Origin of the sequence: Curtobacterium sp. Arg-1, assembly GCF_025643395.1 — a bacterium.
In the GTDB taxonomy this organism is placed as follows: domain Bacteria; phylum Actinomycetota; class Actinomycetes; order Actinomycetales; family Microbacteriaceae; genus Curtobacterium; species Curtobacterium poinsettiae.
Window position 1 is genome coordinate 152,689 of sequence record NZ_CP095731.1, and the last position, 26,464, is coordinate 179,152.

Below are 26,464 nucleotides of genomic sequence, written 5' to 3' on the forward strand. Positions count from 1 at the left end.
CCCAGGAGGCCGCGATGCCGCGTGAACGACTCGACGAGCCGGGCCTCGGCCTCGGTGGGATCTCCTGGCACCGGGTGTCCACGAAGCTCGTGTGGACCGAACTCATCGCCACGCTCGTGATCGGTGTCGTGCTCACCGCGGGCTTCGTGCTCATCGGGGTCGTCAACGACGGCTTCGGTTCCGGGGCCGGCACCGTCTGGCTCTCCGTCGGCATCGCGGTCGCGGTCACCACGGCGATCACCGCCGCGCTCACGCCCCGACGGGTCCGGGCCATCGGCTACGCGCTCCGCGACGACGACCTGGTCGTGCGCCGCGGGCTGATGTGGCAGCGCTTCACGGCCGTGCCCTACGGCCGGATGCAGCTCGTCGACGTCGCCCGGGGCCCGCTCGACCGGGCGCTCGGCATGAGCGAGCTGAAGTTCGTCACCGCCGCCGCCGCGACCAACGTGCGGATCCCCGGTGTGCCGGCAGCGGACGCCGACGAGCTGCGCGACCGCCTCGTCGAGCTCGCCGAGTCCCGTCGCGCCGGACTGTAGGGGCCGTTCGTGACCTTCCGACCCGGCACCCCGCCGCCCGCTCCGCCCGCTCCGCCCGCGCCGCCCACCGGGGGCAACGCGGCCGCCGCGGCACCCCTGACCGACGGCGAGTGGCACCGCCTGCACCCGCTCACCCCGCTGCTCAAGGGCGGGATCTTCCTCATCGTCGTCCTCGGCTACGTGCTGAACAGCCTGCGGGACCAGCTCGTCGAGTTCTTCATCCCCGGCGACCAGCAGGAGGACGGTGACCCGGTCCGGTACGTGTACGAGCACGGCGTCGTCGGCTGGGTCCTGCTCGGCATCGTGGTGCTGCTCCTGGTGCTGATCGGGCTGTTCTACCTGTCCTGGCGCATGCACGAGTTCCGCGTCACCGGCGAGATCGTCGAGGTGCGCTCCGGCGTGCTGTTCCGGAACCACCGCAAGGCCCGGCTCGACCGGATCCAGGGCATCAACATCCAGCGGCCGCTCGTGCCCCGGGTGTTCGGTACCGCCAAGCTCGAGATCGCGCAGGCCGGCAACGACGCCAACGTGCAGCTCGCCTACCTCGGGGTCCGCGCCGCCGACGACCTGCGGCAGCGGATCCTGGTGCTGGCGTCCGGCGCCAAGGACGACGACGGCCACGGTGGTCCGTCGCGGCAGTCGCACGGCGCACTGCAGGACCGCGTCGACGAGATGTTCTCGCCCGAGCTCGACCCGGCGGCCGTGCACGCCACCCGCATCGTCAAGGTGCGCCCGGGGCGGCTGATCGTGTCGATGCTGCTGTCCGGCACGACGCTGTTCCTGCTGCTCGTCATCGCCGGCATGATCGTCAGCGTCGCCCTCACCGGCGAGTTCGCGGTGCTGTTCGGGCTGTTCCCCGCCGTCCTCGGTGCCGGCGGGTACTACGTCCGCAAGTTCTCCCGCTCGTTGCAGTACACGATCGCCGAGACGCGTGACGGCATCCGGATCGGCTTCGGGCTGGTCTCGACGTCGAACGAGACGCTGCCGCCCGGGCGCATCCACGCCGTGAGCGTCGCGCAGCCGCTGCTGTGGCGCCCGTTCGGCTGGTGGGACATCCGCATCAACCGTGCGACGAGCGCCGGCAACGGGGCGTCCAGCAACCAGCAGGTGTCCTCGATCGTGCTGCCCGTGGGCACGACGGCGGACGTCCGCGAGGTCCTCGACATCATCCTGCCGGGGCTCGTCGGCACCGTCGTCGCCGGCCCCGAGGCCTCGCCGGAAGCCCTGCGCGAGGGCGCGGCCGAAGCCGTGGACGTCGTCGACGACAGCCTCACCACCTCGGGTGACCGCGGCGGCTTCGTGCACTCCCCACGGCGAGGCGCGTGGCTCCGCCCGTTCGCGTTCCGGCGCAACGGCTACCGGTTCGTGCAGGGCGCGGTGCTGCTGCGGCTCGGCGCCGTCTGGCGGTCGCTCGTCATCGTGCCGCTGCCCCGCGTGCAGAGCGTCAAGGTCGAGCAGGGACCGCTCGAGCGTGCCCTGCGGGTCGCGACCGTCCACGTCCACACCGTCGCCGGTCCGGTCTCGGCACGCATCGGCGCGCTCGACGCGCGTGACGCGCAGCGCTTCTGGTCCGAGACCACCCAGCGCGCCGTCGATGCCGCCGCCGTCGACACGACCCACCGCTGGCGCGAACGGGAGGCCCGCCCCGCGTCCGCCACACACGCTGCGGACGCACCGTGGCCCGGGTCCGGAGCCCCTGCCGGGCCCGCCGCGGCCCACCGGCAGGACGCCGCGCCTCCCGGCCCGGGGTGGGGCGACGTCCCGCCCACCGGAGCCGCACGATGAGGGCCGGGCGTCTCGGGGTCGGCATCGTCGGCGCCGGACGGGTCGGACCCGTCCTCGGAGCAGCCCTGGCGAACGCGGAGCACGCCGTCGTCGGCGTGACCGCCGTGTCGGAAGAGGGCCGCGACCGTGCCGAGGCGATGCTGCCCGGCGCCCCGGTGCTCGCGACGCCCGACCTGGTCGAGCGCAGCGAACTCGTCCTGCTCGCGGTGCCGGACGACCAGCTCGCCTCGCTCGTGCAGGGGTTGGCCGACGCCGGCATCTGGCAGCCCGGGCAGCTCGTCGTGCACACCAGCCCGGACCACGGCGTCGGCATCCTCGCCCCGGCGATGGCGGCCGGCGCGATCCCGCTCGCGATCCACCCCGCGATGGCGTTCACGGGCACCAGCGTCGACCTGTCACGGCTCCGTGACGCGTACTGCGCGGTGACCGCTCCGGCACCCGTGCTGCCGATCGCGCAGGCCCTGGTGGTCGAGATGGGCGCCGAGCCGTTCGTCGTGGCGGAGGGCGACCGGCCCGCGTACGCCGATGCGGTGCGGGCGGCCGTGAGCTTCTCGACGGCGATCGTCGACCAGTCCGCAGGCACCCTGTCCGGCATCGGTGTCGAACACCCGGGTCGCGTCCTCGGGGCGCTCGTCCGCTCCGCCGTCGACAACGCGCTGACCGCGGCCGACGGGCAGTCGACGCTCTAGCGCTACCGGGGCCGGGGCGGGGCGGGGCGGGGCGGGGTCGCGGTCGGTCGGCGGTCGGTCATGACTCCCCGCTCAGTTCCCCCGAGTGGTCACGACCTGTCGGCTGCGAGCGCTCCGGCCGACAGATCGTGACCGGCGGGCGTGATGCATGCGGGGTGTTGTGACCGCGGCCTCGGCTCCTGGTCCGGCGGGCACGGTTCCGGGGCGGGAGCGTGGCGCGGGTAGCATTTCCCCCGACCCCCACGACCATCGGAGCCGCACCCGCATGACCGACGAGACCGTCACCCCCGACACCGCGATCACCGACGCCGCCGCACTGGCCGAGCAGGAGACCAGCGAGCAGCGACAGGTCCGGCTCGACAAGCGGGCGAAGCTGCTGGAGTCGGGCATCGAGGCGTACCCCGCCGAGCTCCCCCTCACCACGACGATCCCGGCCGTGCGCGAGCAGTACGCGCACCTGGAGACCGGCGAGGAGACCCAGGACGTCGTCGGCATCGCGGGCCGTGTCGTGTTCTCGCGCAACACCGGCAAGCTCTGCTTCGCGTCGCTGCAGTCCGGCGACGGCGCACGCATCCAGGCGATGGTCTCCCTGGCCGAGGTGGGGGACGACTCCCTCGCCCGCTGGAAGGAGTTCGTCGACCTCGGTGACCACGTGTTCGTGCACGGCCGCGTGATCTCCTCGCGCCGCGGCGAGCTGTCGATCATGGTCGACGACTGGGCGATCGCGGCGAAGGCGATCCTGCCGCTGCCGAACCTGCACAACGAGCTCAACGAGGAGACGCGGGTCCGCCAGCGCTACCTCGACCTCATCGTCCGCGACGAAGCCCGCGCCACCGTGCGTGCCCGAGCTGCCGTGATGGCGTCGCTCCGCCAGACCTTCACCGCCCACGAGTACCTCGAGGTCGAGACCCCGATGCTGCAGACCCAGCACGGCGGCGCCTCGGCCCGACCGTTCGTGACGCACTCGAACGCCTTCGACACCGAGCTGTTCCTGCGCATCGCCCCCGAGCTGTTCCTGAAGCGGGCCGTCGTCGGCGGCATCGACCGGGTGTTCGAGATCAACCGCAACTTCCGGAACGAGGGCGCCGACTCGTCGCACTCGCCCGAGTTCGCGATGGTCGAGGCGTACCAGGCGTACGGCAACTACGAGCAGATGGCCGACCTGACCCAGGAGCTCGTGCAGAACGCGACCCGCGCCGTCACCGGTGGTGCGCTCGAGGTCACCCTGCCCGACGGCAGCACCTACGACCTGGGTGGCGAGTGGCCCCGCATCGACATGTACGGCTCGCTGTCCGAGGCCGCCGGGCGCGAGATCAGCCCGGAGACCCCGCTGTCCGAGCTGCAGGCGCTCGCCGAGGCCGAGGGCGTCGAGGTCGCCCACGCCACGCACGGCAAGTACGTCGAGGAGCTCTGGGAGCACTTCGTCATCGACTCGCTCGACCGTCCGACCTTCGTGATGAACTTCCCGGTCGACACCTCGCCGCTCACCCGGCAGCACCGCACCCGTCCGGGCGTCGTCGAGAAGTGGGACCTGTACGTCCGTGGCTTCGAGCTCGGCACGGCGTACTCCGAGCTCGTCGACCCGGTCGTGCAGCGGGAGCGCTTCGTCGAGCAGGCGAAGCTCGCGGCCGGCGGCGACCTCGAGGCGATGCGTGTGGACGAGGACTTCCTGCGGGCGCTCGAGCACGCGATGCCCCCGTCGGGCGGCATGGGCATGGGGATCGACCGCCTGCTGATGGCCATCACGGGCCTCGGCATCCGCGAGACGATCCTGTTCCCGCTCGTCAAATAACTCCGAGTCCACCGGGGTACGATGCTCGGGTGCCTGAAGGAGTCGTAAGCGGGATCGTCTTCGCCCTGACGCCGACCATCGTCGTCGGCCTGATCTTCTGGTTCGTGATGCGCGCGATCATGCGTGCCGACCGGACCGAGCGCGCTGCGTACGCCAAGGTCGAGGCCGAAGAGCGCGCCCGATTCGAGCGCGAGCACGGTCGTCCCGCGCCGGCTCCGACCCCCGGCGAGTAGCCGCCCGCGCACGATCCACTTCACCCCGTGTTCACCGCGCGGTGTGATCGTGTCGCGCATGCCGACCTCCCCCGATCCCGTCGACGACCTCGACGACCTCGACCTCGACGTGGAGGACGCCTTCGGGCACCGGGTGTCGGGCACGTCCGGCTCGCCCAACGGCGCGGACGGCCGTGGCGGAGCCACCGGCGTCGCCGACGGCGGAGCCCTCGACGACGAGGGCGACGTCGACGACCTCGACGTCTGAGCGCCGACGGACCGTCACACACCGTTCACCTCGCCGACGCGTGCCGGGGTGAGCATCGTCCGCATGGCAACCACCGCACATCCCTTCACGGGCCGCAGCCTCGTCGGGGACATCGAGAGCGAGTACGACGAGTTCGACCGAGACGCCGACCTCGAGGTGTCCAAGCGCCGGGACGGGTGGCTCGAACCCTCCTGGTGACCCCCACCCATCCCTTGTTCGGGGTACGACGACCAGATCGCACTGATCGGGTCGCACGTACCCCTTTGCATGTCCGGAGTACGCAGTCGCTCGGGGTACACGGTTGGAAACGCTGGTGAAACACGTCTGCAACGCCGGAAACACGGCAGTTCCGGCTTGATCCGGGGCCTGATGGGGGACCAGACTGGCGGTGTGCTGTACCCCGCTGGGGATGCTGCCGAGGGTGAAGCACGGAGATCCCTGAGAATCGCTCCGAACGATTTGTGGGGTACACCTCCGGGCCGCTTTACTCATCAGCACCCCCCGGTACCACCCCACGAAGCCATCACCGTCGAACGCAGGGAGAAACACCATGACGATCGCAACGGCTGCACCCAGCACCACCCGCCGCACCGCCACCAAGAAGGCATCGGCATCGAAGACCGCGACCGCCGAGTCCGCCACCACCTCCCTCGACACCGAGGTCGAGGCCGACGAGCAGCTCGCCGGTGTCCGCGGTGCCTCGGTCGACCAGGTCGGCGACTACCTCCGTCACATCGGCCGTCTCTCGCTCCTCACCGCCGAGGAAGAAGCGCAGATCGCCCGCCGCATCGAGGTCGGGCTCTTCGCCGAAGAGAAGCTCGCCACCGAGAAGGGTCTGGCGAAGACCCTGCAGCGTGAACTCCGCTGGCTCGTCCGCGACGGTGAGCGCGCCAAGGAGCGCATGATCACCTCGAACCTCCGCCTCGTCGTGAGCATCGCCAAGCGGTACTCGCAGCGCGGCCTGCCCTTCATGGACGTCATCCAGGAAGGCAACCTCGGCCTGGTCCGTGCGGTCGAGAAGTTCGACTTCACGCAGGGCTACAAGTTCTCGACCTACGCCACCTGGTGGATCCGCCAGGCGATCTCGCGTGGTCTCGCCGACAAGGCGCGCACGATCCGCATCCCGGTGCACACCGTCGAGCTCATCAACAAGATCTCGCGCACCGAGCGTGACCTGACCGTCGACCTCGGCCGCGCGCCGATGCCGGAAGAGGTCGCGGCCGAGCTGAGCATGAGCGTCGAGGAGCTCGTCGACCTCAAGGGCCGCTCGCACGAGCCGGTCTCGATCCACACGGTCGTCGGCGACTCGGACGACAGCGAACTCGGTGACTTCATCGAGGACGAGGACGCCGCCAGCCCGAACGAGCTCACCGAGACGACGCTGCTGCACCGCGACATCCGCTCCATCGTCTCCGAGCTGCCGAGCGACGAGGCCAACGTCATCCGCATGCGCTACGGCCTGGACGACGACAAGCCGATGACGCTCGACGAGATCTCGAAGATCGTGCACACGACCCGCCAGGCCGTCAGCCGGGTGGAGTCGCGCGCCAAGCTGCGCCTGTTCGCCAAGGCGGTCTCGCAGGACATGCAGCTGTACCTGACCGACTAGGTCAGTGGACTTCGGCCGGCACGCTCACCCGTGTCGGCGCGGGGAAACCGGGTCGTTCTGTGGGAAGACGATCCGGTGGGGTGATGGGACGGCCCGCTCGGGCACTGCTCGAGCGGGCCATTCACGTGCCCGGGGCACCCGCCCGCGGTGTCAGTCGTCGATCTCGCGCCGGAGCTTCTGCCGCAGGTCGCTCGGGATGAGCTCGACCAGCTGGTCGGGCCGCACCGGCAGGTCGAGCAGGCTGAGTTTCACGCGGCCGGTGCGCCCGTGCCGCTCGGCATCGAGGCGCACCACGCTGCCGGCGTCCTTGCGGAGTCGCATGTCGATCTGCGCCCCGGTCGCGACCTCGCCGACCACGAGCCCGTCGACCTCGAGCGCTGCGCTCCTGGTGCCCTCGGCGATGTCGAAGCGGTAGCGCTCGCGCGCGGAGAGCACCACGGAGCGGTCGATCCCCGCCATCGGCGCGACCGGGGTCACCACGGAGCCGGAGAGTGCGGGGGAGAGCACCGGGCCGCCGGCGGCGTAGTTGTACGCGGTGGAGCCCGCCGGAGTGGCGGCCACGATGGCGTCGGCGCGGTAGTACCCGTACCCGAGGCCGCCGACGCTCAGGTCGGCCGAGACCTGCCCGGAGCCGGGCCGCCGCACGATGGTCAGGTCGTTGAACGCCAGGTAGTCGGTGCGGGCGCCGCCCCAGGACAGCCGGGCCTCGAGCGCGTGGTGCGGCTCGAGCTGGTACTCGCCGGCGGACAACCGGTCGAGCGCGCTCTCGAGTTCGGGCGGTTCGATCTCGACCAGGAACCCGACGTTGCCGTAGTTCACGCCGAGGACGGGCACGGGGCGGCTCGCCACGAGCCGCATCGCGCCGAGCATGGTGCCGTCGCCGCCGAGCGCCACGACCAGGTCGACGCGGTCGGTGAAGTCGTCGTCGTCGACCACCTCGACCCCGCCACCGATGCGCTGGGCGTCCGCGCGGCGGGCGAGCAGTTCGCCCTGGCCGGACGCGTTCCAGCGCTGCAGGGTCGTGACGGACTCCTGCACGTTCTTGGTCGGGTGGACGACGAGGCCGACGACGGGCTGCTCCATGAGCGGATCGTACCGAGCGGACCTCCGATACGGGCTGGTCGATCGAACAGGTATGCGATATTCTGAATACATGCAGACCGCTCAGCTCTCCGTCGCCCTCCCTTCCGTCCGGCACGGCCGCGAGATCGTGCTGCTCGCCGACCTCGAATCCCACGAGTCCGGCTTCGGGTTCGTCGACGCCGAGCACCTGCTCCTCGCGGCCGTCACCCTGTGTGCCGGCATGCCCCGCTTCCGGCCGGTCCTCGACGCCCACCGGGTCTCGCCCGACGCCGTCCGGGCGAGCATCCGCGCGTTCGTCGGGGCGCACACCACCTGCCCCGGCGAGCACGACCGGGTCGCCTGCACGCCCGCCGCGATGCGCGTGCTCGCCCGAGCCGCGACGATCGCCGGTCGATCGGAACGCATCCGGCCGCCGCACGTCGTGCTCGCCGTGCTCGACGCCGTCGACGACCCGCTCGCCGGATCGGCGCACGACGTCCTCGACGCCCTCGGCGTCGACCCGCGTCGCTTCCGACGTGACCTGCGTCGCGCGGTGCGGTGCGCCTGACCCAGCGCGGCCACAGCGCAGACGGGAGGCCCGTGGCGGGATCGCCACGGGCCTCCCGTCTGCACGGCGGACCCGCCGCTGGCGCGTCGGTTCGGTGCCGGCGGCGGGGCCCGGTCCGTCTCGTCGTTCGCTCACTGCGCACAAGACGCACGTCGGTCACGCCCACGGCGAACAGGGGCAGCCCGCGGGGGGAGCGCTGGTTACTCTCGAAGTACTTGGCCGGTCTCACACGAGACCGGCACAGCGTCGGCTCCGCTCATCAGGGGCCAAGGGAGAGCACATGTTCGAGAGATTCACCGACCGGGCCCGTCGTGTTGTCGTCCTCGCTCAAGAAGAAGCGAAGATGCTCAACCACAACTACATCGGCACCGAGCACATCCTCCTCGGCCTCATCCACGAGGGCGAGGGCGTCGCCGCCAAGGCGCTGGAGTCGCTGGGCATCTCGCTCGACGCCGTGCGCGAGCAGGTCCAGGACATCATCGGGCAGGGCCAGCAGCAGCCGACCGGGCACATCCCGTTCACGCCGCGCGCCAAGAAGGTGCTCGAGCTGTCCCTGCGCGAGGCGCTGCAGCTCGGCCACAACTACATCGGCACGGAGCACATCCTGCTCGGCCTGATCCGCGAGGGCGAGGGTGTCGCAGCCCAGGTCCTCGTGAAGCTCGGCGCCGACCTGAACCGGGTGCGCCAGCAGGTCATCCAGCTCCTGTCCGGCTACCAGGGCAAGGAAGCGGTCGCCGTCGGCGGCGAGCAGCAGCAGAACGCGCAGCAGGGTTCGCAGGTCCTCGACCAGTTCGGTCGCAACCTCACCCAGGCCGCGCGCGACGGCAAGCTCGACCCCGTCATCGGGCGCGAGAAGGAGATGGAGCGGGTCATGCAGATCCTGTCCCGCCGCTCCAAGAACAACCCCGTCCTGATCGGTGAGCCCGGCGTCGGCAAGACCGCCGTCGTCGAGGGCCTCGCCCAGGCGATCGTCAAGGGCGACGTGCCCGAGACGCTGAAGGACAAGCAGCTCTACTCGCTCGACCTCGGGTCGCTCATCGCCGGGTCCCGCTACCGCGGTGACTTCGAGGAGCGCCTGAAGAAGGTCACGAAGGAGATCCGCACCCGCGGCGACATCATCGTCTTCATCGACGAGATCCACACGCTCGTCGGTGCCGGTGCCGCCGAGGGCGCGATCGACGCCGCGTCGATCCTCAAGCCGCTGCTGGCCCGCGGTGAGCTCCAGACCATCGGTGCCACCACGCTCGACGAGTACCGCAAGCACTTCGAGAAGGACGCCGCACTCGAGCGTCGCTTCCAGCCGGTGCAGGTCAACGAGCCGTCGCTGCCCCACGCGATCAACATCCTCAAGGGTCTGCGCGACAAGTACGAGGCGTTCCACAAGGTGTCCATCACCGACGGTGCGATCGTCGCCGCGGCGAACCTGGCGGACCGCTACGTGCAGGACCGCTTCCTGCCCGACAAGGCCATCGACCTGATCGACGAGGCCGGCGCCCGCCTGCGTCTGTCGATCCTGTCGGCGCCGCCGGAGCTCCGCGAGTTCGACGAGAAGATCTCGACGGTCCGCGGGTCGAAGGAAGCCGCCATCGAGGAGCAGGACTTCGAGAAGGCCGCGAGCCTGCGCGACGAGGAGAAGAAGCTCCTCGGCGAGCGTCTCCGCCTCGAGAAGCAGTGGCGTGCCGGTGACGTCGCCGCGTCCGGCACCGTCGACGAGGGCATCATCGCCGAGGTCCTGGCGCAGGCCACGGGCATCCCGGTGTTCAAGCTCACCGAAGAGGAGACCTCGCGTCTCGTCTTCATGGAGAAGGCACTGCACGAGCGCGTCATCGGTCAGGAAGAGGCCATCTCGGCCCTGTCCAAGACCATCCGCCGCACCCGTGCCGGCCTGAAGGACCCGAACCGTCCCTCCGGCTCGTTCATCTTCGCCGGCCCCACGGGCGTCGGGAAGACCGAGCTCGCCAAGGCACTCGCTGAGTTCCTGTTCGACGACGAGGGTGCGCTGATCTCCCTCGACATGTCGGAGTTCGGTGAGAAGCACACCGTGTCCCGCCTGTTCGGTGCCCCTCCCGGGTTCGTCGGGTTCGAAGAGGGCGGCCAGCTCACCGAGAAGGTGCGCCGCAAGCCGTTCTCCGTGGTCCTGTTCGACGAGATCGAGAAGGCCCACCCGGACATCTTCAACTCGCTGCTGCAGGTGCTCGAGGAAGGCCGTCTCACCGACGGTCAGGGCCGCGTGGTCGACTTCAAGAACACCGTCATCATCATGACCACGAACCTCGGTTCGCAGGGCATCGCCGGTGGCCCGGTGGGCTTCCAGGTCGAGGGTGACTCGGCCGTCGGCTACGACCGCATGCGCGGCAAGGTCAACGAGGAGCTCAAGAAGCACTTCAAGCCCGAGTTCCTGAACCGTGTCGACGACACGATCGTGTTCCCGCAGCTGTCGCAGCCCGAGCTGCTGCAGATCGTGGACCTGTTCGTGAAGCGTCTGGCCGACCGCCTGCTCGACCGCGACATGACCGTCGAGCTCACGCTGCCGGCCAAGGAGCAGCTCATCAAGGTCGGGTTCGACCCGTCCCTCGGTGCTCGGCCCCTGCGTCGCGCGATGCAGCACGAGGTCGAGGACCAGCTGTCCGAGCACATCCTGCAGGGTGAGCTCAACGCCGGTGACCACGTGAAGGTCGACTTCGTCGACGGTGCGTTCCACTTCGAGACCGGGCGTCAGCCGGGCCGCGAAGAGGTCCTCGCCGGTGCAGCCGTGGTCGAGGCCGCGACCGACACGCCCCAGGGCGAGATCGAGTCCTAGGACCTGACACTCCACGAACAGGAGGCTCGGTGCCAGCTGGCACCGGGCCTCCTGTCCGTTCTCGGGTCGCGTCCAGATCTCCACCCGCCGATCTGCGCGTCGTGCGCCCATCGGCCCCCGTCCGGGGGTACTGTTGTGGCAACGCGCGAGACGTTCCCCCCAACTCCTCGCGCGTCGCGCTCGACCGGTTCCCCCCAACGGGTCGAGACGCAGCCGGCCCCGGTCTGTTCGCAGACCGGGGCCGTTGCACGTTTCAGGGGTGGTGCCTCCGGTCGGTGGTGCCTCCGGTCGGCCGTGCGTGCGGGCGGGCGTCCGCCGCGTCAGGCGGCGTCGGGCAGCTGTGCGGCGAAGTCGCGGACGGCGCGCTCCCAGCGCTCCGGGTCCTCGTTCCACTCCAGCGTGTGCGGAGCCGTGCGGAAGGCGAGGGCGGTGGCACCCGACCGTGCAGCCACCGTGGCGACGTCGTCGGCGGCGACCAGGGCGTCCGCCTCGGAGTGGATCAGCAGCGTCGGCGTCGCGGAGTCCTGCCAGGTCGTCGTCGTGACGGGCGTCGAGGCCCCGGCGAGACGGGACAGCACGTTCGTGGTCGCGATGCGGCCGGCGACGGTCCCGACGAAGGCGGGCAGGCGTGCACCACGGACGGCGCCGCGGAGTGCCGAGGCGACGTCGAGCAGCGGGGAGACGGCGACGATCCCGTCGACGTCCACCCGGCCGGCGGCGACGGAGCAGGCGAGGGCTCCGGCGGACCAGCCCTGCAGGACGACGCGCCGGGCACCGCGGGCACGGGCGGCGCGGACGGCGGCGACGATGCGCTCGGCGGCCCCGGCATCGAGGGAGCGGAGCGGCAGGTCGGTGGTGTCGATGACCTGGGACGACGCACCGAGCGAACGCCAGACCCCGACGCCCCGCAGCACCTGGCGCGGGCCGAGGGACTGTCCGTGCACGTGGACCACGTGGGTCATGGGGGCCTCGGGCTCGGTGCCGGGCACGTCGTCCGGTCCGTCGTACCGCATGGCGTCCCAGGCCCACTCGCCGGTCGGCACGGGGCCGGTCGCACTGCGTCGGACGGTGTCGCCGTCGCCGCTGGCCCCGTCCTGGGTGCTCGCGGTGGTGATCGCGCCGACCTGCACCCGGGTACCGTCCCGCTGCAGGTCGTAGGTGCCCGGCAGGCGGGTGTCGCGGGTGGCGGTGAGCTCGACCTCGGTGTCCGTGGCACTGCGGACCGTGGCGGTCGCCGTGTAGGGCGTGGGGAACAGCAGCCGCCGTGCGACGAAGGCGCTGAGGCCGAGCGTGCCGACCGCCCCCGCTGCGGTGCCGAGTGCCGTGATGCGTGCGCCGGTCATGTGATCTCCCTGAGTCGTGCCGTGGTGAGCGTCGCAGCGGCCGGCACTGCCTGCCCGGCCTCGCGCGCGCGGTCTTCGATCTCGACGGAGAGCCGGTGCTGCCGGCTCCGCCACTGGCGACGCTGCCACACGATCGTGAAGTAGAGCCCGGTGTTGCCCGAAGCCGTCTCGAGCCGACGGAGTTCCGGCTCGAGGGCGCGGAACCGGCGTCGGGCGGCCCGCCAGTCGCGGAACTCCCGAGCGGCGTCGGGCAGCACACCGCCGGCCGCACCGATGGCGAGCAGGACCATCGAGCCGAGGAACACCGGCGTGTAGAGCTTCGACAGCACCCCCACCGCGCCGTCGGCACCGGCGACGTGCACGGCGTCCAGGGCGATCGCGATGCCGGCGAGGAGCACCAGACCGGCTGCCCCGACGACGAAGAGCCAGTACAGGCGGCCGAGTCCGTCCCCGCTCCGGAACCCGCGCAGCACGGCGACGGCGGACCGGGCGATGACGATGGCGATGTAGGTCATCTCGACGGCCGAGTACAGCGCGGTCGGCAGCTGGTCGCCGTAGACCACCATGAACTGTGCCGTCGGGGTCGGTGCGTCGATGCGACTGAACAGCACGACGAGGGCGACGAGCACGAGCACGCAGCCGATGATGCGGCTGGCGCGCAGGAGCTTGGCGGAGCGCGCCGCTGCCTCGACCGACTGCGCGAGGGCGAACATGCCGCACACCATCAGGCAGCGGCCGATCAGGTCGGCGATGTTCGGCACGTTCGTCACGCCGGCGAGGAACGTGGTGACGTCGGGCTGGTTGATCGTGAGCCCCACCGCGACACAGCTGCAGCAGACCATCAGCCAGGTGACGCTGGCCGACTGGGTGCGCACGAGGAACAGCCGGACGACCAGGACCGCCAGGATGAGCCAGACCGGGATCGATCCCCAGACGTGCAGTGTCATCGCATCACCGGAAGATCCCGGGGTGACCCTCGGGGTCGAGCAGCCCGATCCGCAGCGCGAGCTGGTCGGCGACGAGTTCGACGGCCTGCTCGTGCGGGGTGTCCAGCGAACGGGTGAACGCCGTCCGGCCGGTGAGCAGCCCCGTGTACGCCTGGTGGTCGCAGCCGGTGTCGTCCATGAACACGTGGGCGAGCTCGTGCAGCACGCAGGCGACCCGGGAGCGCTCTGACAGCCCGGGGCGCGTCTCGAGCAGGGCGTGGTCGGTGCGCTGGATGAGCCGCGCGGACAGGTCGCCCGGCAGCTCGGTTGTGCGCACGTGGATCGGCTTGCCGAGCGCCGCCTCGGCCCGCGCGGTCAGTTCCTGCAGGGTCAGCCGGCGGGGGAGCCCGAGACGCTGCACGCGACGACGGGCCTCGGTCTGCCGGCGCAGGGCGCCGAACCGGTCGCGGTACCCGCTCACGGGGTGCCGCCCGACTCGTCGAGCCGACGCAGGTGGTCGGTGAAGTCGCGGATCTCGTCCGCCGAGGCGAACTCGCCCAGACGCCGGGTGGCGAACGCCACGACCTCGCGCTTGCGCAGTTCGAGCACGAGTTCGAGCTGCGCCTGCACCCGCTCGGGCACGTCGGTGTTGCCGGCGGCGTCGGTCAGGTACTCCGCCGGGACGCCGAAGTAGGCCGCCAGGGCCGCCAGGAGTCGCTGGTCACGGACGGCCGGACCGTTGCCGCCGAGCATGTAGCCCCAGCGCGGTCGGCTCATCGACGCACCCTGCGCCTCGATCTCGGCGGCGATCTCCTTGTACGGGGCTCGCTGACCCGAGTTGGCCTCGACGACGTCCATCAGGAGCTGCAGTTTGCGCGACAGTTCCCGACGGTGTGCGTCGTCGTCGTTGTACTCGATCACGTGTCCCCACTCTCACATCTGTCTCAGACATGATAAAACTGATCCAGCGCGTCAGCCGGTGTCACCACTCTGCCAGGCTCGCGCTCGCTCGTCAGGTCGGCATTTCGATGGGGGGATGCCGAACGGGGGACGACGAACGGGAGGCGCGGTGCCAGCTGGCACCGCGCCTCCCGTTCGTCGTGTGGTGCGGACTACGCCTGCACGTCGCCGCGCCAGCCCGGCTGGGTCGGCGCGTTCTCGACGCGCTCCTTGTAGTTCTGCAGGTCCTTCTTGACGGCGTGGCCGCCGACGCCCACGGCGGAGCCGAGCTTCTCGAGGAAGCCGGACGGCTCCCAGTCGATCTGCACGGTGACGCGCGTCTCGTCGTCCGAGAGCTTGTGGAAGGTGACGACACCGGCGTGGTCGGTCTCGCCGTCCTTCACGGTCCACGCGACACGCTCGTCGGGGTGCTGCTCGGTGATCACGGCACGGAACTCGCGCTCGTGGCCGGCGACCTTCACGGTCCAGTCGGTGGTCTTGTCGTCCACCTGGACGATCTTCTCGACCTCGTCGAGGAAGTGCGGGAACTCCTCGAAGCGGGTCCACTGGTCGTAGGCCGGGCGGACGGGGACGTTGACGTCGACGGTTTCGATGATCTGAGGCATGTACCGGACGGTAGGCCGATCGACCTGGGCGCCACTCAGCAGCGCTGTCCCCCTGCGACACCAGTAGTGTGGGGCGGATGACAGAGCACGGGAAGCACGCGTTCCACGAGCGCGACGACCACGGGATCCTCGTGCGTCCGGCGCTCGCCTCGGACGTCCCGCACATCCAGCGACTCATCGCCCCCTACGTCGACCGGCGCATCCTGCTCGGCAAGGAGAACGTCGCCCTGTACGGCTCGATCCAGCAGTTCCGGATCGCCGAAGGCCCCGACGGCACCCCCATCGGGTGCGGTGCGCTCGCCGTCTTCTGGGACGACATCGCCGAGGTCCGCACCCTGGCCCTCGACGAGCAGTGGATCCACAAGCGCGTCGGGCACCGGATGCTCGAAGCGCTCGAACACGACGCCCGCGAACTCGGCGTCGCCCGGATCTTCTGCCTGACCTTCGAGGTCGACTTCTTCACGAAGCACGGGTACCTGGAGATCGGCGAGAGCGTCGTCCCGCCCGAGGTCTACGCCGAACTGGTCCGCTCGTCGGACGAAGGGGTCGCGGAGTTCCTCGACCTCGCCCGGGTCAAGCCGAACACCCTCGGCAACACCCGGATGCTGAAGAACCTCTGACGCTTTCTCGTGCCGCCCGGCGGGGTGGCCGTGCGTGGCCCGCGCCGTTGTCTACCCTGTGCGCATGTCGTCGTTGCGTCACCCCGTCGGACCCGAGAAGCCGGTCGTCTACTGGCGTCGCCGGGCGCTCGTGCTCGGGGCGCTGCTGGTCGTCGTCCTGGTCGTGGTGCTCATCGTCGTCGGGCGGGGGAGCGGGGCCACGTCGGCGGCGCCGAGCGCGTCGGCCTCTGCCGGCGCCGGGTCTGGTGCCGGTGCGTCGTCTGCCGGGTCTGCCGGTTCCGGTTCTGGGTCCTCGCGGTCTGCGGCGCCGAAGCCGTCCGCCTCGGCTGCTGCGACGAAGCCCGCTGCTGCCGACGGCTCGACCTGCACGAAGGACCAGATCGTCCTGACCCCGGTGCTCGACAAGTCGGCGTACGGCCCCACCGAGGACCCGAAGATCGCGATGTCGATCAAGAACTCCGGCACGAACTCCTGCCACCTGGACCTCGGTTCGGCGCAGCAGGTGCTAACGATCAGCTCGGGTCAGGAGCAGTACTGGTCGTCGAAGGACTGCCAGACCGGCGGCACGAACCAGGACGTCACGATCAAGTCCGGTCAGACGCTCACGACGCCCGCGATCGCGTGGGACCGCACCCGCTCGTCCACGTCGACGTGCGACTCGTCACGGCCGGCCGTCACCGCCGGGGGAGCGAGCTACCACCTGAAGGTCGCCGTCGGGAACCTCGAATCGAAGACCTCGGTGCAGTTCATCCTGCAGTAGGCGGCGGGTTCGCGGTTCGCGGTTCGCGGTTCGCGGTTCGCGATTCCGATCCGTTCCCTTCCGGCTGCGCTGTGCCGATCAGGGGCGCCGGGAACAGCAACAGGCCCCGTCGTCCGAAGACGACGGGGCCTGTTCAAGCTGATGTGATCAGCCGAGGACGGTGATGTTCTCCGCCTGCGGGCCCTTGCGGCCCTCGGTGATGTCGAACTCCACCTTCTGGTTCTCCTCGAGCGACTTGTAGCCGTTGCCGGCAATCGCAGAGAAGTGCGCGAAGACGTCAGCGCTGCCGTCGTCCGGGGCGATGAAGCCGAAGCCCTTTTCGTTGTTGAACCACTTGACGGTACCGGTAGATGCCATGATGGCGTTTCCTTAGCTTTCTTGCTTCCGCCAAGGTGCAGATGCACCGACGGAGACCCCGACGTACGTCGACGGGGGTAATGCGCCACGCGGGCAGGTGCCGGCGGGACGGGTTCGGGGTCAGGCCTGTCGGCCAGTGACCCTGGGGCCCGGGTTGAGGGGCAAACCACCTCGCCCGGACGTTGAGCGCCGCCGAAGCGGTTCCATCAGGCTAGCGTGCTCTGGGCCGACTGGCTACCCGTGCGTCCCGGAACGTCGAAAATCTGGTGGAATTGAGCTGATGGCAGACAAGGAACAGCGCTTCCGCAGCGAACAGCTCGAGGAAGCCCTCGCGAAGCAGGACGTCGCCGCGGTGGCGTTCGCGCTCCGCCACGACATCGTGATCGTCCCCCGGCTCGTCACCGGCAAGAAGGACATGCAGGTGCGGGTGTTCGGCCGTGAGGGGTCGGACAAGCGCATCCTGCTGCTGTTCTCGTCGGCGGACGCCTACACGGCGATGGTGCCGGACGAGAAGATCCGGCAGGTGATGGTCTACGACGGACCGCGGCTGGAGGAGTTCCTGGCCGCCCACCTCGACATGCTCGAGGGCGTGTTCTTCGACATCGCCGGCCCGCACACCATGCAGGCTGCACCGGCGGACCTGCTGGCCGCTTTGCACGCGTAGCGCCTCAGAACGCGCGGTCGAGCTCGCGTTCGCGCGGGGACTGCGTCATCGAGAAGGCCACCCGCAGGGCTTCGCGCAGGTGCCCGGAGTCCGAGCCGAGCACCGTGGTGAACCCGAGGCGGGTGGCCTCGTTCACGCGCTGCTTCGTGCCCGTGGCCGGACGGATCTCGCCGGCGAGGCTGATCTCGCCCACGGCTGCGAGCGTGTGCGGGTACGGACGGTCTCGTGCGGCGCTCGCGAGGGCCAGCGCGATCGCCAGGTCGGCGCCGGGCTCGGTGAGCTTCATGCCGCCCACCGTGGACACGTAGACATCGGCGTCGGACAGCTTCAGGCCGGCGCGCCGTTCGAGGACCGCGAGCAGCATCGCCACGCGCGAGGCATCGACACCGTTCACGACCCGGCGTGGCTGTGGCGCGGAACTGGGGACGATGAGGGCCTGCACCTCGACCGGCAGCGCTCGACGCCCTTCGAGTGCGACGGTGACGCAGGTGCCGGACACCGGGGTGGTGTTCTTCGACATGAACAGGCCGCTGGGGTCGGGGACCTCGTGGATGCCGTCGCCGCCCATGTCGAAGCACCCGACCTCGTCCGTGGGGCCGAAGCGGTTCTTGAGCGCCCGGACGAAGCGCAGGGCAGTCTGCCGGTCGCCCTCGAAGTGGCAGACGACGTCGACCAGGTGCTCGAGCAGCCGCGGGCCGGCGATCGTGCCGTCCTTCGTGACGTGGCCGACGATGAGGACGGGCAGGGCGCGGTCCTTCGCGATGCGGATCAGGGTCGAGGCGACCTCGCGCACCTGGGACGTGCCGCCCGCGATGCCGTCGATCGAGCTCGACGAGATGGTCTGCACGGAGTCGGCGATGAGCAGGTCGGGCTGCACCTGGTCGATCTGGCCGATGATGACGCCGAGGTCCACTTCGCTCGCCAGGTACAGGTCGTCGTGCATCGCCCCGGTGCGTTCGGCACGGAGCCGGACCTGGTCGACGGACTCTTCGGCGCTGACGTAGAGGACGCGTTTGCCCGAGGCCGCGGCTCGCGAGGCGACCTCGAGCAGCAGGGTCGACTTGCCGACACCCGGCTCGCCGCTCAGCAGGACGGCCGCACCCGGCACCACGCCGCCGCCGAGGACGCGGTCGAACTCGCCGATGCCGGTCTGCCAACGCTGCACCGAGGTGCCGCGGGCTTCGGTGATCGGTCGTGCGGCCCGGGCACCGGTGACGGCGACCGCGGACGTGCCCCGGGTGCTCGCCGACGCCGCAGAGCTGTCTTCGACGGTGCCCCAGGTCTGGCACTCACCGCACCGGCCGACCCACTTGATGCTGGTCCAGCCGCACTCGGTGCAACGGTAGAGGGACTGCGGGCGCGCCATGTCGTCGAGGCTAGGCCGTACGGCCGACATCACCGGCGCGGTCGCCCGGCTCGTCCGGTCCGCCGTGTCCGCCCGACTCGTCGCCGTCGTCGGGGACCGCGATCGACCCCGTCATCCGGTGGCGCAGGCGCTCGACCGGTCCCGGAGCCTGCCGTGAGGCGTGGTCGAGCGCCTCGGCGCCGTCGGTGTCCTGCTCGGCGCGGGCGTTCGCCACCGCCCCGGCTTCACGACCGAGGTTCTCGGCCTCGCGCACGGACAGGTAGAGCCGGATCGCCGCCACGGTGTCCACCCGGGCGTCGACCGCCGGCTCGAACGCGCTCGCCCAGACCTCGTAGCCGCGGTCGTTCGGGTGGAAGAGGTCGCCGTAGCTGTTGAAGAAGGTGCGGCGGACACCGACGCGCTTCGTGATGGTGTGCAGCGGCGCCACCGTCAGCCCGAACTCGTCGGCCACCCGGTGCACGATCTCGTTCGCGACCGCCACCTTGCGCTCCCGGTCCGGCACGAACATGCACGGCAACTCGGCCACCACTGCGTGCGAGGGGACCGCCCCGTAGATCGCCCGGATGTTCCGCTCGAACTTGTCCGGCTCGAAGTCGGCGATGTCGTTCGCCCCGATCGACACCGTGCAGACGTCGGGCGCGTAGTGCCGGAGCTTCGGCAGCTGATCACGTTTCGCACCCCACGTGGTCGAGCCGGAGACGCTGAGGTTCACCACCCGCACGGACATGTGCGAGCGGTGCCGGATGCGCCGGGTCAGGAGCCCCACGTAGCCGCGGCCGGGGGCGGTCGCGCCGACCCCCTGTGCCGCCGAGTCACCGATCGCCACGTAGAGCAGCTGCCCCTCGTGCTGCTGTCGTTCCCGCCACCAGTCGGCGTGGATCGGGAGCATGTCGACGACCCGTTGCGCCGCTGCCCGTTGGCCCTTCACGCCAGCGCGGGCACCGACGGCTGCGGCACCGACGACGCCGAGGCTGCCGACGACGGAGGTGAGGAGTGCGATGAGCGTGCGGGTTCTCATGCCGTGGACGGTACGCCCGCCGGTCGTACCCGAGACGAGGGGGACCTGTGGGTGTGGGGAGAGCCCTGCAGGTGACCGCCTGTGGAGGGCGATCCGACCCGGGGTGTCATCACGGGCCTCCCGGATCGTGTAAACTCTTTCCCGGTACCGTGTCCGAGCGGCCGAAGGATCATGTCTCGAAAACATGTGTGGGGGCAACTCCACCGTGGGTTCAAATCCCACCGGTACCGCCATCGGGCGGCTTGCAGGGCAGGTGTTACCTGACTTGCAGGCCACGCTCAGAAGAAGAACCCTCGAGGAATCTCGAGGGTTCTTCTTCGTTTCGGAGCGCGATCAGCGCGTCCCAGCCAGCATGGCGCGTCAGTTCTGCCTCAGCTGGTCGCGCGCGCCTACGGGCTTCCACTCTTCGGGCGCACCGAAGTCGGCGACATCGCTTCGATTCGCCGGCTCAGGGGCTGTTCAGGTCGGGTGGGATGTCATCCGACGGTGGTGGTGTGTCCATCTCGTACAGCGGTGGTGGATGCGCCATGTACCGCGTCCAGCCTCGCTCGTTCCGCTTCTGGTTTGAGGGACGCTCGGGAGGCTGTGTAGTCACCGGTGGGAGCTTGCGGATTACTGAGCCGGTTCTTCTGGCCCATTTCTCAAGCTCCAGAAGGTAAGCCAGGATGCGATTGTGATTCGCAATCACCACCTGGATGCCGATGAGAAGCTGTTGGGCTGCGAGTCCCCGCACTTTTCGTCGAGCGTGGTTGTCGACGTCGTACTTGGCTTTGATGTGATCGTTGAAGCTCTCGTCAGTGTTGCGCCCGTAGTGGTAAGCGGCGGACCATTCCGGCGATTGATACTGATACTTCTGCCGCTCACGCTCGCCGTATTCCGCGCCGATGGAAATGCTGGTTTGCGTGCAGACCTTGTATTCGGGGAAGTCAAGGTCCTGTTTGAAGACTTGGCCTCGCGCCTTCTTTGCCACTGCATCCGGATGTAGGCCGTTGTTGTAGCGTCGTGGGCACCTGACGGTGGACGATCTGCCGAGAGCAGGGCAGCTGTATTTCGCCTTCCCGTTTTTGTCAGCGCTTTGATGCAGGTGCAATTCAAAGAGGCGGCGCTGAAGAAGTCTTTCCTGGTATGTTTCCCAGCTGATCCTGCCTGCGTCGTAGTCGAGCGTTGCCTCAATTTCCAATAGACGCATCGCGGGGCAGTGGAAGCGACCCTCGACCGGTAGCGCGCCAGACATCTTGTCGAACTGGTCGTAGTGCTCTTTCTTGCCGTTGCTGATCCCTGCGCGCCTACGCTGAGTTGGTTTCTCTGCATCGGGGTCGATCGGGCCCGACTCTGTGGGCATTGGAGTGATGCCCTTCTGCCTCTTCAAGAGGTCCATGACGAGCGGCACGCCCGCCCTTTGCATCGGCCGGTGAAAAGAGTCAAGGCTGAGAGCGTTGTATGGGCGGGCAGGGTGAGCCGTGACACGCCCACGCTGACTACTAACAGGGGGTCAGCGTTGCCGGTCCGGTGGCGAAGGGGCCTGATTGAGTAGGGACCGGCCCAGTGGTGGAGGTAGCGAAAGCGCCGCGCGTCGTCTCGCTGGTGGGTTTATCGACTGTCGCTGTCGCTGTCGCTGTCGCTGTCGCTGTCGTGCTCGGCGCCGGTTGCTGGGGCGATGGTTCCTGAGCTCTCCCGGCGCGCGGAGCGTACCCAGTAGCTCAAGGTCGTGGTGTTCACGCCGAGTCGGTTTGCGATCGTTCGCTGGCTCACTCCCGCGTCAACGAGTTCGAGGATGCGGAGCCGAATCCAACGGCCCTCCTCGTCGTGGCGCTTCATGACGTATCGAAGTTCGAGCAGGTCTTCGGTGTGGTCAATGGGCATTGGTCATTCCGTCCTGGCAGAGCGAACTGAGGCAGTCCGTTTGGCAGGCGCGATTCGACCTGCGACGATCGGACTTGCACAGCGTCGATGGCAGGGAGGGGAAGAGTTTTCGAAACGCGTCCGTGTGGCCCGTATCGGAAGCGAGGCGCGCCGAGTCGACCGGCGCGAATAGGGGATTGTCGCTGGCGGGCGAACATCTCCATCACTCCACCGGCTCGTGACAGTTGACGGAACCCGAGCCGGAGTTCGGTGTGCCCTCAGACTAGCTGCTCGAAGCTGCCGTCCGCGCTCGCAGTTAGCCGCCGAGTAGGGCTGTTGTCGCTCCGTGGAGAGCACAGCGCCTAACAGTGCGGTCACGGTCGCTGCCCCTTCGAACGCTGAGTGCATGGAACGCTCGCTGTCGGACGACTACCGTACGAACTGCGGGCTTTTGGTCGCGCAATGCTATCCGAAATTGTAATGACCGGGAGCACGATGATGGACAGACATGTCGGGCATCAGGAGCGAGTCGATGCCGCTGTAGCAAGGTTCCGGGATCGGTTCGATGGCCACGTGGCGTTGGCGCGCCTCGCTCGATTCACCGCCATCCCGGTCGGAACCTTGCGGCGGATCCTGTCCGGGTCTCAGCCGCTGACATTGGTGCAGTTTCTCGAGCTTGCTTCCGCTGCTGAGCGACCGGAATGGGAGCTGCTTGGTCCGTTCCGAAGTGCTGTGCAGGCCGGCCGCGTGGAGCCGGCTTCAGATGGGGCGAATTGGAACCACGTCGATGGTGCTGCGCTTGCTCTGCCGCCGGCTGTTCAGGAGCTGATTGCGCCAGAGCGGCTTGCCCGTCGTCACGACGGCGTTGAGTGGTTGTACGTAGCCTCGGGAGCGATCCGGCTTGCGGCGGGGACGCCGGCGCAAGAAATCTCGCTTGAGACAGGCGAGGCTGTGACGATCGACGGATCGTCACTGCACAGGATCATCGAGGTCGTGCAGGGGCCAGCCACTGTCGTGCGCTGGATGAGCGCGTCGGGACTGCGGGCGCACGTCGGCGGACTCGATGGGCCGCCTGTCCTCGCCGTCTAGTCAGCCGCTGGCCGTTCCCCGCAAGTTCGAGGACGAGTACAGATCAGTGTCCAATGCGAGTTCTAGACGCGCGATCGTGGCGAGGTCGGGCCACGCTCGCCCGCTGAGGATCTTGAGAACAGTCACGTGACTGACACCAGCACGTGCCGCGACAGCGCGGATGCTCTCATCGCCGATTGCCGTCCGTAGACGCAACACGAACGCTCGAGCGATTTCGGTGAGAGTGTCGTCAGAGGCGGCCTCTGGCCACGGCGAGGGAGCGTTCTCCACCGGGAGTGCGCGAGCGGTCCTTGCCATGGACGTAGGGTACGCGGTTCCGAGCGGGCGGCGCTGACGTAGACAAGGTCACGGTCATTACTGTTACCATTTAGCTATGGCTGCAGGTTCCGTGCGCGTGACTGCTATGGGGGAGATTCAGTTGAGCGTGCGTTGGCTTTCGGTCATCGACCCCTTGGCTCGAAGTGCCCTTGAGGTGGTCGACTTTGGCGACCGCGTCAGCATTGTCGCGAAGCGCGGTAACTCGGAGGTGGCGTTGCTGGGTGACCTGATCACCGGCGATGTCGCCGTGTCATCGCAAGTCGCTGATGATGACCACGATGCGCTCATGGCGTATGCGATCACTGTGCTCCGCGCGCGCTTGGCGATTGACGGCGTGGAGCCGCCGCTACCTGGACCACCGACGACCGATCTACGGGCGCTAGCCTCGTTGGCGGGGGCAACCTGGCTGACGAGGGGTGAGGTGACGGGCGATCAGCCGTCGGCCGAAAATGGGAGGTAACGGTCGAGCGCCTCGGCCGAACTCATGCCTGCCATCGCTAACAGTCGTCGTAGTGAAGTGCCGGCATCGAGATGATGGACGACCCAGGTCGCGCGCATCCTCCGAGCCTGCAGTGGCACGGAACCGGCGCGAGCGACGAAGTCGGTGATCAGGTTCGCGTTACCGCCGCGCTGCTCGCTTCGGAATGCCCAGCCTTCGCCGTTCATGAACTCGATCCGCGCTTGGAGCGCGGGCCGCCACTCGGAAGTAACCACGACGCGCCGCTGCGGGAGTATGACTGAAAGGCTTTCGGGGCCAACCTCAATCGCCTCGAGGCGCTGCGCAATGATCTCGGCGCCCGTCAGGCCGGCACCGATCCCGAGGGCAAGCAGCGCCAAGGCGGAAGAGCTTCGTTCTTGAGTGGGCTGATGTCGAGCCCAGGCATGCAACCCAACTACCTCGTCGCTGGAGTAGGGACGTGCCGCATCCGCTTTACCAAGAGTGACGAAGGTGGCGGCGGCATCGGCACCGAGCATGGCTTCCGAGACGCGACGTACACGTGCCCGCATCGTGTTCCGACTCGCTCGGTTGTAGCCAACGAGGTGATGCAGCACGAACTGATCGATCGAGAACGGGTCAAGCACGTAAGAGTCCTCAAGCGGGTACCCGACACGAAATGCGTAGGCCGCCAACCTGCTCAGTGCAGGCAGTAGATCTTCCCGCTTGTAAGGCACTCTCGGTTCCGCTCGTTCTGCCAAGTCGAGCACGTACGGGCGTATCGCGTGCCAGACGTCCTCGGGGAGCTTTGGTCGGTACTCTGGCATGGTAACTACTATAACCACTCATCTCCTCGGTGTGGTCGGGCTTCATGCCGGCAAGTGCGGCCGGGTCGCACGCCTTACCCTGCGCCGACTGAGATCTGAACCGCCGACTTCTCCCACACGACGGATCTGCACGTGCCGGTGGACGCCGGTGTCGCCGCAGCCTTGCTGCGGTAGGGGCCGAGCATGGCAACGAGCGGCAGTGTGGCCGCGGTCAACCTCGGTGCGACCAGTGGTCGGGTCATCGTCGGGCGGAGCGGGTCGGGTAGATGAGCCGCACGACATGATCGACCCATGACTCCGGAACGTGACCGGGGCTCTCTCTCTCTCTCTCTCTCTACGCTTCGGTCCGTCTCTGGTGACGGCAGAGATCGCATTGTGCCGCTTGCGAGACGCCTACCGATAGCACGAGCCCGCCATGCGGCGCGGTGACTAGTCAAGTGGTGCGATTGTGGGATGCTCAGCTTCAACCGGAGGGGGCAGATGCAAACCGACATGTCGTTCCTGATCGACTCGAATGTCGTGATCGCGGCCGAGCCTTACGACGGCCACCTCGAGGAGGCTCAGCCGGCTGTCAGCAATCTCCTCCGCCTCGCGGCGCAGCACGGTCATCACGTCTTCGTGCATCCGGCTACGCGCGAAGATCTCGAACAGACACGCGAGTCCACGCAACGAGCGCAGAATCTCGCAGCCTACGACAAGTACCCCGCGTTGGCCGAGCTCCCTGTCCCGCCCGAGGTGTGGGAGGTATTTCCATCCGATCCTGGCCCGAACGACCAACGGGATGCGCGCATACTCGCCGCGCTTCACGCGGAAGCCGTGCACTTCCTCGTGACCAACGATGCGAGGCTACGAAAACGAGCTGCCCGTCTTGGCTTGGGACATCGAGTCCTGGGATCGGGTGAAGCAGCTGCCCAGCTCGCCGCTTGGCACCCCGAAGCCCCTACCCCACCCCCGATGGTTGAGCGCCTGCAGACCTACGAGCTCGATACCTCGGAGCCGATCTTCGACAGTCTGCGGTCGGACTACCACCCCAAGTTCGACTCCTGGATGGCAAAGGTGAAGAAGGAAGCCACCAGCCGCCGAGCTTGGATCATCCGTGGGGAGGGAGGACAGTATGAGGCGCTCGCGCTCGTGAAGATGCGGGACGAGCACCCGTTGCGGCGGGGCGTGCCAGCGATCAAGCTCGCCACCTTCAAGGTGGGCGACACCGCCGGAGGTAAGCGGTACGGTGAACTACTGTTGAAGGCCGTGCTCCGGTGGGCCGCGGAGGAGCCCGGTCGCCCCGGAGTGATGTTCGTCGAGGTGAACAGCCGCCAGGAGCGGCTCATTGAGTTCCTTGTGGACTTCGGGTTCCAGATCGTTACGGTGAAGGAGGGCGATCCGGACGAGCAGGTCTGGCTCAAGGAGCTGGACCCTCCATCATCGTCGACGCTGTCTGGCTTGGACTTCCATATCCGATACGGGCCACCCGCGGTTCAGCGCAGCAACCCGATCTTCGTGATCCCGATCACCCCGCAGTGGTACGACGACCTGTTTCCCGACGCGACCGTAGTTGGCGCCATGGGCGCCACGATGCTTGCCGACACCTTCACCACGCCGAAGGCGCATGGCAACGCGATCAGGAAGGCGTACCTCTGCCGTAGTCCCACGAAGGAGATCCCGGCAGGGTCGACTCTGCTGTTCTACCGAAGCCAGGGCGGAGTGCGCGGCGACGGCGCAGTCGTGGCTGTCGGGGTCGCCGAGCGTTCCCATCGTTCCAAAGACCCCATGGAAACGATCGAGCTGTCGTTCAAGCGGACGGTCTACTCAGCGTCCGATGTCGCCGGCATGCACCAAGATGGCAAGGCAGTCCTGACGATTCTGTTTCGACACGACCGGTTCATCGAGCCCCCTTGGTCGTTGACCGAGTTGGTTGAACGTAAGGTCGTAACGTCCTGGCCGCAGTCGGTCGTGCGTGTACGGGATCCGGGAGGAATCGAATGGGTGCAGAACCAGCTGAGCGCGTAGCCCTG

29 protein-coding genes and 1 tRNA gene are annotated in these 26,464 nt (G+C 68.7%); 17 read left to right on the top strand and 13 right to left on the bottom strand.

The window, feature by feature from the left end:
* The first annotated feature begins 14 nt into the window (after window positions 1-14).
* The 8 genes from MXD64_RS00740 to MXD64_RS00775 all read left to right on the top strand — a co-directional run bounded on the left by MXD64_RS00740 (window position 15) and on the right by MXD64_RS00775 (window position 6,891).
* Window positions 15-536, top strand: coding sequence for a PH domain-containing protein (locus MXD64_RS00740; protein WP_056072434.1), 522 nt, complete (start codon window positions 15-17; stop codon window positions 534-536).
* 9 nt (window positions 537-545) lie between these two features.
* Entirely contained in the window at window positions 546-2,321 is a 1,776-nt protein-coding gene (locus MXD64_RS00745; protein WP_214585185.1) for a PH domain-containing protein, read from the top strand.
* Entirely contained in the window at window positions 2,318-3,010 is a 693-nt protein-coding gene (locus MXD64_RS00750) for a Rossmann-like and DUF2520 domain-containing protein (RefSeq protein ID WP_031260037.1), read from the top strand. The genes MXD64_RS00745 and MXD64_RS00750 overlap by 4 nt, the downstream gene beginning before the upstream one ends.
* Before the next feature lie 265 nt (window positions 3,011-3,275).
* Window positions 3,276-4,802, top strand: a complete 1,527-nt coding sequence (lysS, locus tag MXD64_RS00755; RefSeq protein WP_071249845.1) for a lysine--tRNA ligase — start codon at window positions 3,276-3,278, stop codon at window positions 4,800-4,802.
* Between the two features lie 29 nt (window positions 4,803-4,831).
* Window positions 4,832-5,035, top strand: a complete 204-nt coding sequence (locus MXD64_RS00760; RefSeq protein WP_042536929.1) for a hypothetical protein — start codon at window positions 4,832-4,834, stop codon at window positions 5,033-5,035.
* Between the two features lie 58 nt (window positions 5,036-5,093).
* Entirely contained in the window at window positions 5,094-5,282 is a 189-nt protein-coding gene (locus MXD64_RS00765) for a hypothetical protein (protein WP_214562669.1), read from the top strand.
* A gap of 63 nt (window positions 5,283-5,345) precedes the next feature.
* Window positions 5,346-5,480 carry a hypothetical protein gene (locus MXD64_RS00770; RefSeq protein WP_258320880.1) on the top strand — a complete coding sequence of 45 codons (135 nt, stop codon included), beginning with the start codon at window positions 5,346-5,348 and terminating at the stop codon, window positions 5,478-5,480.
* Window positions 5,481-5,832: 352 nt separating this feature from the next.
* Window positions 5,833-6,891: a sigma-70 family RNA polymerase sigma factor gene (locus tag MXD64_RS00775; protein ID WP_017887673.1), complete on the top strand. Its 1,059-nt coding sequence runs from the start codon at window positions 5,833-5,835 to the stop codon at window positions 6,889-6,891.
* Window positions 6,892-7,041: 150 nt separating this feature from the next.
* On the opposite strand, the gene MXD64_RS00780 is transcribed toward MXD64_RS00775, so the two are convergent.
* Window positions 7,042-7,974, bottom strand: coding sequence for an NAD(+)/NADH kinase (locus MXD64_RS00780; RefSeq protein WP_017887672.1), 933 nt, complete (start codon window positions 7,972-7,974; stop codon window positions 7,042-7,044).
* Window positions 7,975-8,044: 70 nt separating this feature from the next.
* Between MXD64_RS00780 and MXD64_RS00785 the strand changes: the two genes are divergently transcribed.
* Window positions 8,045-8,521 (top strand): Clp protease N-terminal domain-containing protein, encoded by a 477-nt coding sequence (locus tag MXD64_RS00785; protein WP_194589853.1) that lies wholly within the window; start codon window positions 8,045-8,047, stop codon window positions 8,519-8,521.
* 280 nt (window positions 8,522-8,801) lie between these two features.
* Window positions 8,802-11,321, top strand: a complete 2,520-nt coding sequence (locus tag MXD64_RS00790; protein ID WP_263136946.1) for an ATP-dependent Clp protease ATP-binding subunit — start codon at window positions 8,802-8,804, stop codon at window positions 11,319-11,321.
* Window positions 11,322-11,641: 320 nt separating this feature from the next.
* Here MXD64_RS00790 and MXD64_RS00795 read toward each other — a convergent pair whose 3' ends face one another.
* The 5 genes from MXD64_RS00795 to MXD64_RS00815 form a co-directional block, all read right to left on the bottom strand.
* Entirely contained in the window at window positions 11,642-12,664 is a 1,023-nt protein-coding gene (locus tag MXD64_RS00795; RefSeq protein WP_263136947.1) for a hypothetical protein, read from the bottom strand.
* On the bottom strand, window positions 12,661-13,611 hold the full coding sequence (locus MXD64_RS00800; protein ID WP_071249840.1) for a hypothetical protein: 951 nt from the start codon (window positions 13,609-13,611) through the stop codon (window positions 12,661-12,663). Before MXD64_RS00800 ends, MXD64_RS00795 begins: the two co-directional genes overlap by 4 nt.
* Window positions 13,612-13,615: 4 nt before the next feature.
* The gene (locus MXD64_RS00805; RefSeq protein WP_263136948.1) at window positions 13,616-14,071 is read right to left on the bottom strand and encodes a hypothetical protein; all 456 of its coding nucleotides are present in this window, start codon (window positions 14,069-14,071) and stop codon (window positions 13,616-13,618) included.
* Window positions 14,068-14,511 carry a hypothetical protein gene (locus tag MXD64_RS00810; RefSeq protein WP_263136949.1) on the bottom strand — a complete coding sequence of 148 codons (444 nt, stop codon included), beginning with the start codon at window positions 14,509-14,511 and terminating at the stop codon, window positions 14,068-14,070. Before MXD64_RS00810 ends, MXD64_RS00805 begins: the two co-directional genes overlap by 4 nt.
* A gap of 191 nt (window positions 14,512-14,702) precedes the next feature.
* On the bottom strand, window positions 14,703-15,155 hold the full coding sequence (locus MXD64_RS00815) for an SRPBCC family protein (RefSeq protein ID WP_263136950.1): 453 nt from the start codon (window positions 15,153-15,155) through the stop codon (window positions 14,703-14,705).
* Between the two features lie 77 nt (window positions 15,156-15,232).
* Between MXD64_RS00815 and MXD64_RS00820 the strand changes: the two genes are divergently transcribed.
* A complete protein-coding gene (locus tag MXD64_RS00820; RefSeq protein WP_042536938.1) occupies window positions 15,233-15,775 on the top strand; it encodes an amino-acid N-acetyltransferase in 543 nt (180 codons plus the stop codon).
* A 64-nt stretch (window positions 15,776-15,839) separates the two neighbouring features.
* Window positions 15,840-16,535 (top strand): hypothetical protein, encoded by a 696-nt coding sequence (locus MXD64_RS00825; RefSeq protein ID WP_263136951.1) that lies wholly within the window; start codon window positions 15,840-15,842, stop codon window positions 16,533-16,535.
* A 147-nt stretch (window positions 16,536-16,682) separates the two neighbouring features.
* Here the strand turns inward: MXD64_RS00825 and cspE are convergent, their stop codons facing one another.
* Window positions 16,683-16,892 (bottom strand): transcription antiterminator/RNA stability regulator CspE, encoded by a 210-nt coding sequence (gene cspE, locus MXD64_RS00830; RefSeq protein WP_017887662.1) that lies wholly within the window; start codon window positions 16,890-16,892, stop codon window positions 16,683-16,685.
* Window positions 16,893-17,172: 280 nt separating this feature from the next.
* Between cspE and MXD64_RS00835 the strand changes: the two genes are divergently transcribed.
* On the top strand, window positions 17,173-17,556 hold the full coding sequence (locus MXD64_RS00835) for an SseB family protein (RefSeq protein WP_263136952.1): 384 nt from the start codon (window positions 17,173-17,175) through the stop codon (window positions 17,554-17,556).
* Window positions 17,557-17,560: 4 nt separating this feature from the next.
* Here the strand turns inward: MXD64_RS00835 and radA are convergent, their stop codons facing one another.
* Both radA and MXD64_RS00845 read right to left on the bottom strand, forming a co-directional pair.
* The gene (gene radA, locus MXD64_RS00840) at window positions 17,561-18,922 is read right to left on the bottom strand and encodes a DNA repair protein RadA (protein WP_017887660.1); all 1,362 of its coding nucleotides are present in this window, start codon (window positions 18,920-18,922) and stop codon (window positions 17,561-17,563) included.
* 10 nt (window positions 18,923-18,932) lie between these two features.
* On the bottom strand, window positions 18,933-19,940 hold the full coding sequence (locus MXD64_RS00845) for an SGNH/GDSL hydrolase family protein (protein WP_263136953.1): 1,008 nt from the start codon (window positions 19,938-19,940) through the stop codon (window positions 18,933-18,935).
* A gap of 143 nt (window positions 19,941-20,083) precedes the next feature.
* Here MXD64_RS00845 and MXD64_RS00850 point away from each other — a divergent pair.
* Window positions 20,084-20,173, top strand: a tRNA-Ser gene (locus MXD64_RS00850).
* 215 nt (window positions 20,174-20,388) lie between these two features.
* On the opposite strand, the gene MXD64_RS00855 is transcribed toward MXD64_RS00850, so the two are convergent.
* Both MXD64_RS00855 and MXD64_RS00860 read right to left on the bottom strand, forming a co-directional pair.
* The gene (locus MXD64_RS00855; protein ID WP_263136954.1) at window positions 20,389-21,330 is read right to left on the bottom strand and encodes a hypothetical protein; all 942 of its coding nucleotides are present in this window, start codon (window positions 21,328-21,330) and stop codon (window positions 20,389-20,391) included.
* 200 nt (window positions 21,331-21,530) lie between these two features.
* Window positions 21,531-21,803, bottom strand: a complete 273-nt coding sequence (locus MXD64_RS00860) for a helix-turn-helix domain-containing protein (RefSeq protein ID WP_263136955.1) — start codon at window positions 21,801-21,803, stop codon at window positions 21,531-21,533.
* A gap of 459 nt (window positions 21,804-22,262) precedes the next feature.
* Between MXD64_RS00860 and MXD64_RS00865 the strand changes: the two genes are divergently transcribed.
* Complete coding sequence (locus MXD64_RS00865) at window positions 22,263-22,871, top strand: hypothetical protein (protein ID WP_263136956.1); 609 nt, start codon at window positions 22,263-22,265, stop codon at window positions 22,869-22,871.
* Here MXD64_RS00865 and MXD64_RS17805 read toward each other — a convergent pair whose 3' ends face one another.
* Window positions 22,872-23,168 carry a helix-turn-helix domain-containing protein gene (locus MXD64_RS17805; protein ID WP_411512248.1) on the bottom strand — a complete coding sequence of 99 codons (297 nt, stop codon included), beginning with the start codon at window positions 23,166-23,168 and terminating at the stop codon, window positions 22,872-22,874.
* A 76-nt stretch (window positions 23,169-23,244) separates the two neighbouring features.
* On the opposite strand from MXD64_RS17805, the gene MXD64_RS00870 reads away from it, so the two are divergent.
* Window positions 23,245-23,649 carry a hypothetical protein gene (locus MXD64_RS00870; RefSeq protein ID WP_263136957.1) on the top strand — a complete coding sequence of 135 codons (405 nt, stop codon included), beginning with the start codon at window positions 23,245-23,247 and terminating at the stop codon, window positions 23,647-23,649.
* Here MXD64_RS00870 and MXD64_RS00875 read toward each other — a convergent pair.
* Entirely contained in the window at window positions 23,622-24,272 is a 651-nt protein-coding gene (locus MXD64_RS00875) for a hypothetical protein (RefSeq protein ID WP_263136958.1), read from the bottom strand. The two genes, MXD64_RS00870 and MXD64_RS00875, sit on opposite strands and share 28 nt — an antisense overlap.
* A gap of 633 nt (window positions 24,273-24,905) precedes the next feature.
* On the opposite strand from MXD64_RS00875, the gene MXD64_RS00880 reads away from it, so the two are divergent.
* On the top strand, window positions 24,906-26,459 hold the full coding sequence (locus tag MXD64_RS00880; protein ID WP_263136959.1) for a hypothetical protein: 1,554 nt from the start codon (window positions 24,906-24,908) through the stop codon (window positions 26,457-26,459).
* The last annotated feature ends 5 nt before the right edge of the window (window positions 26,460-26,464 follow it).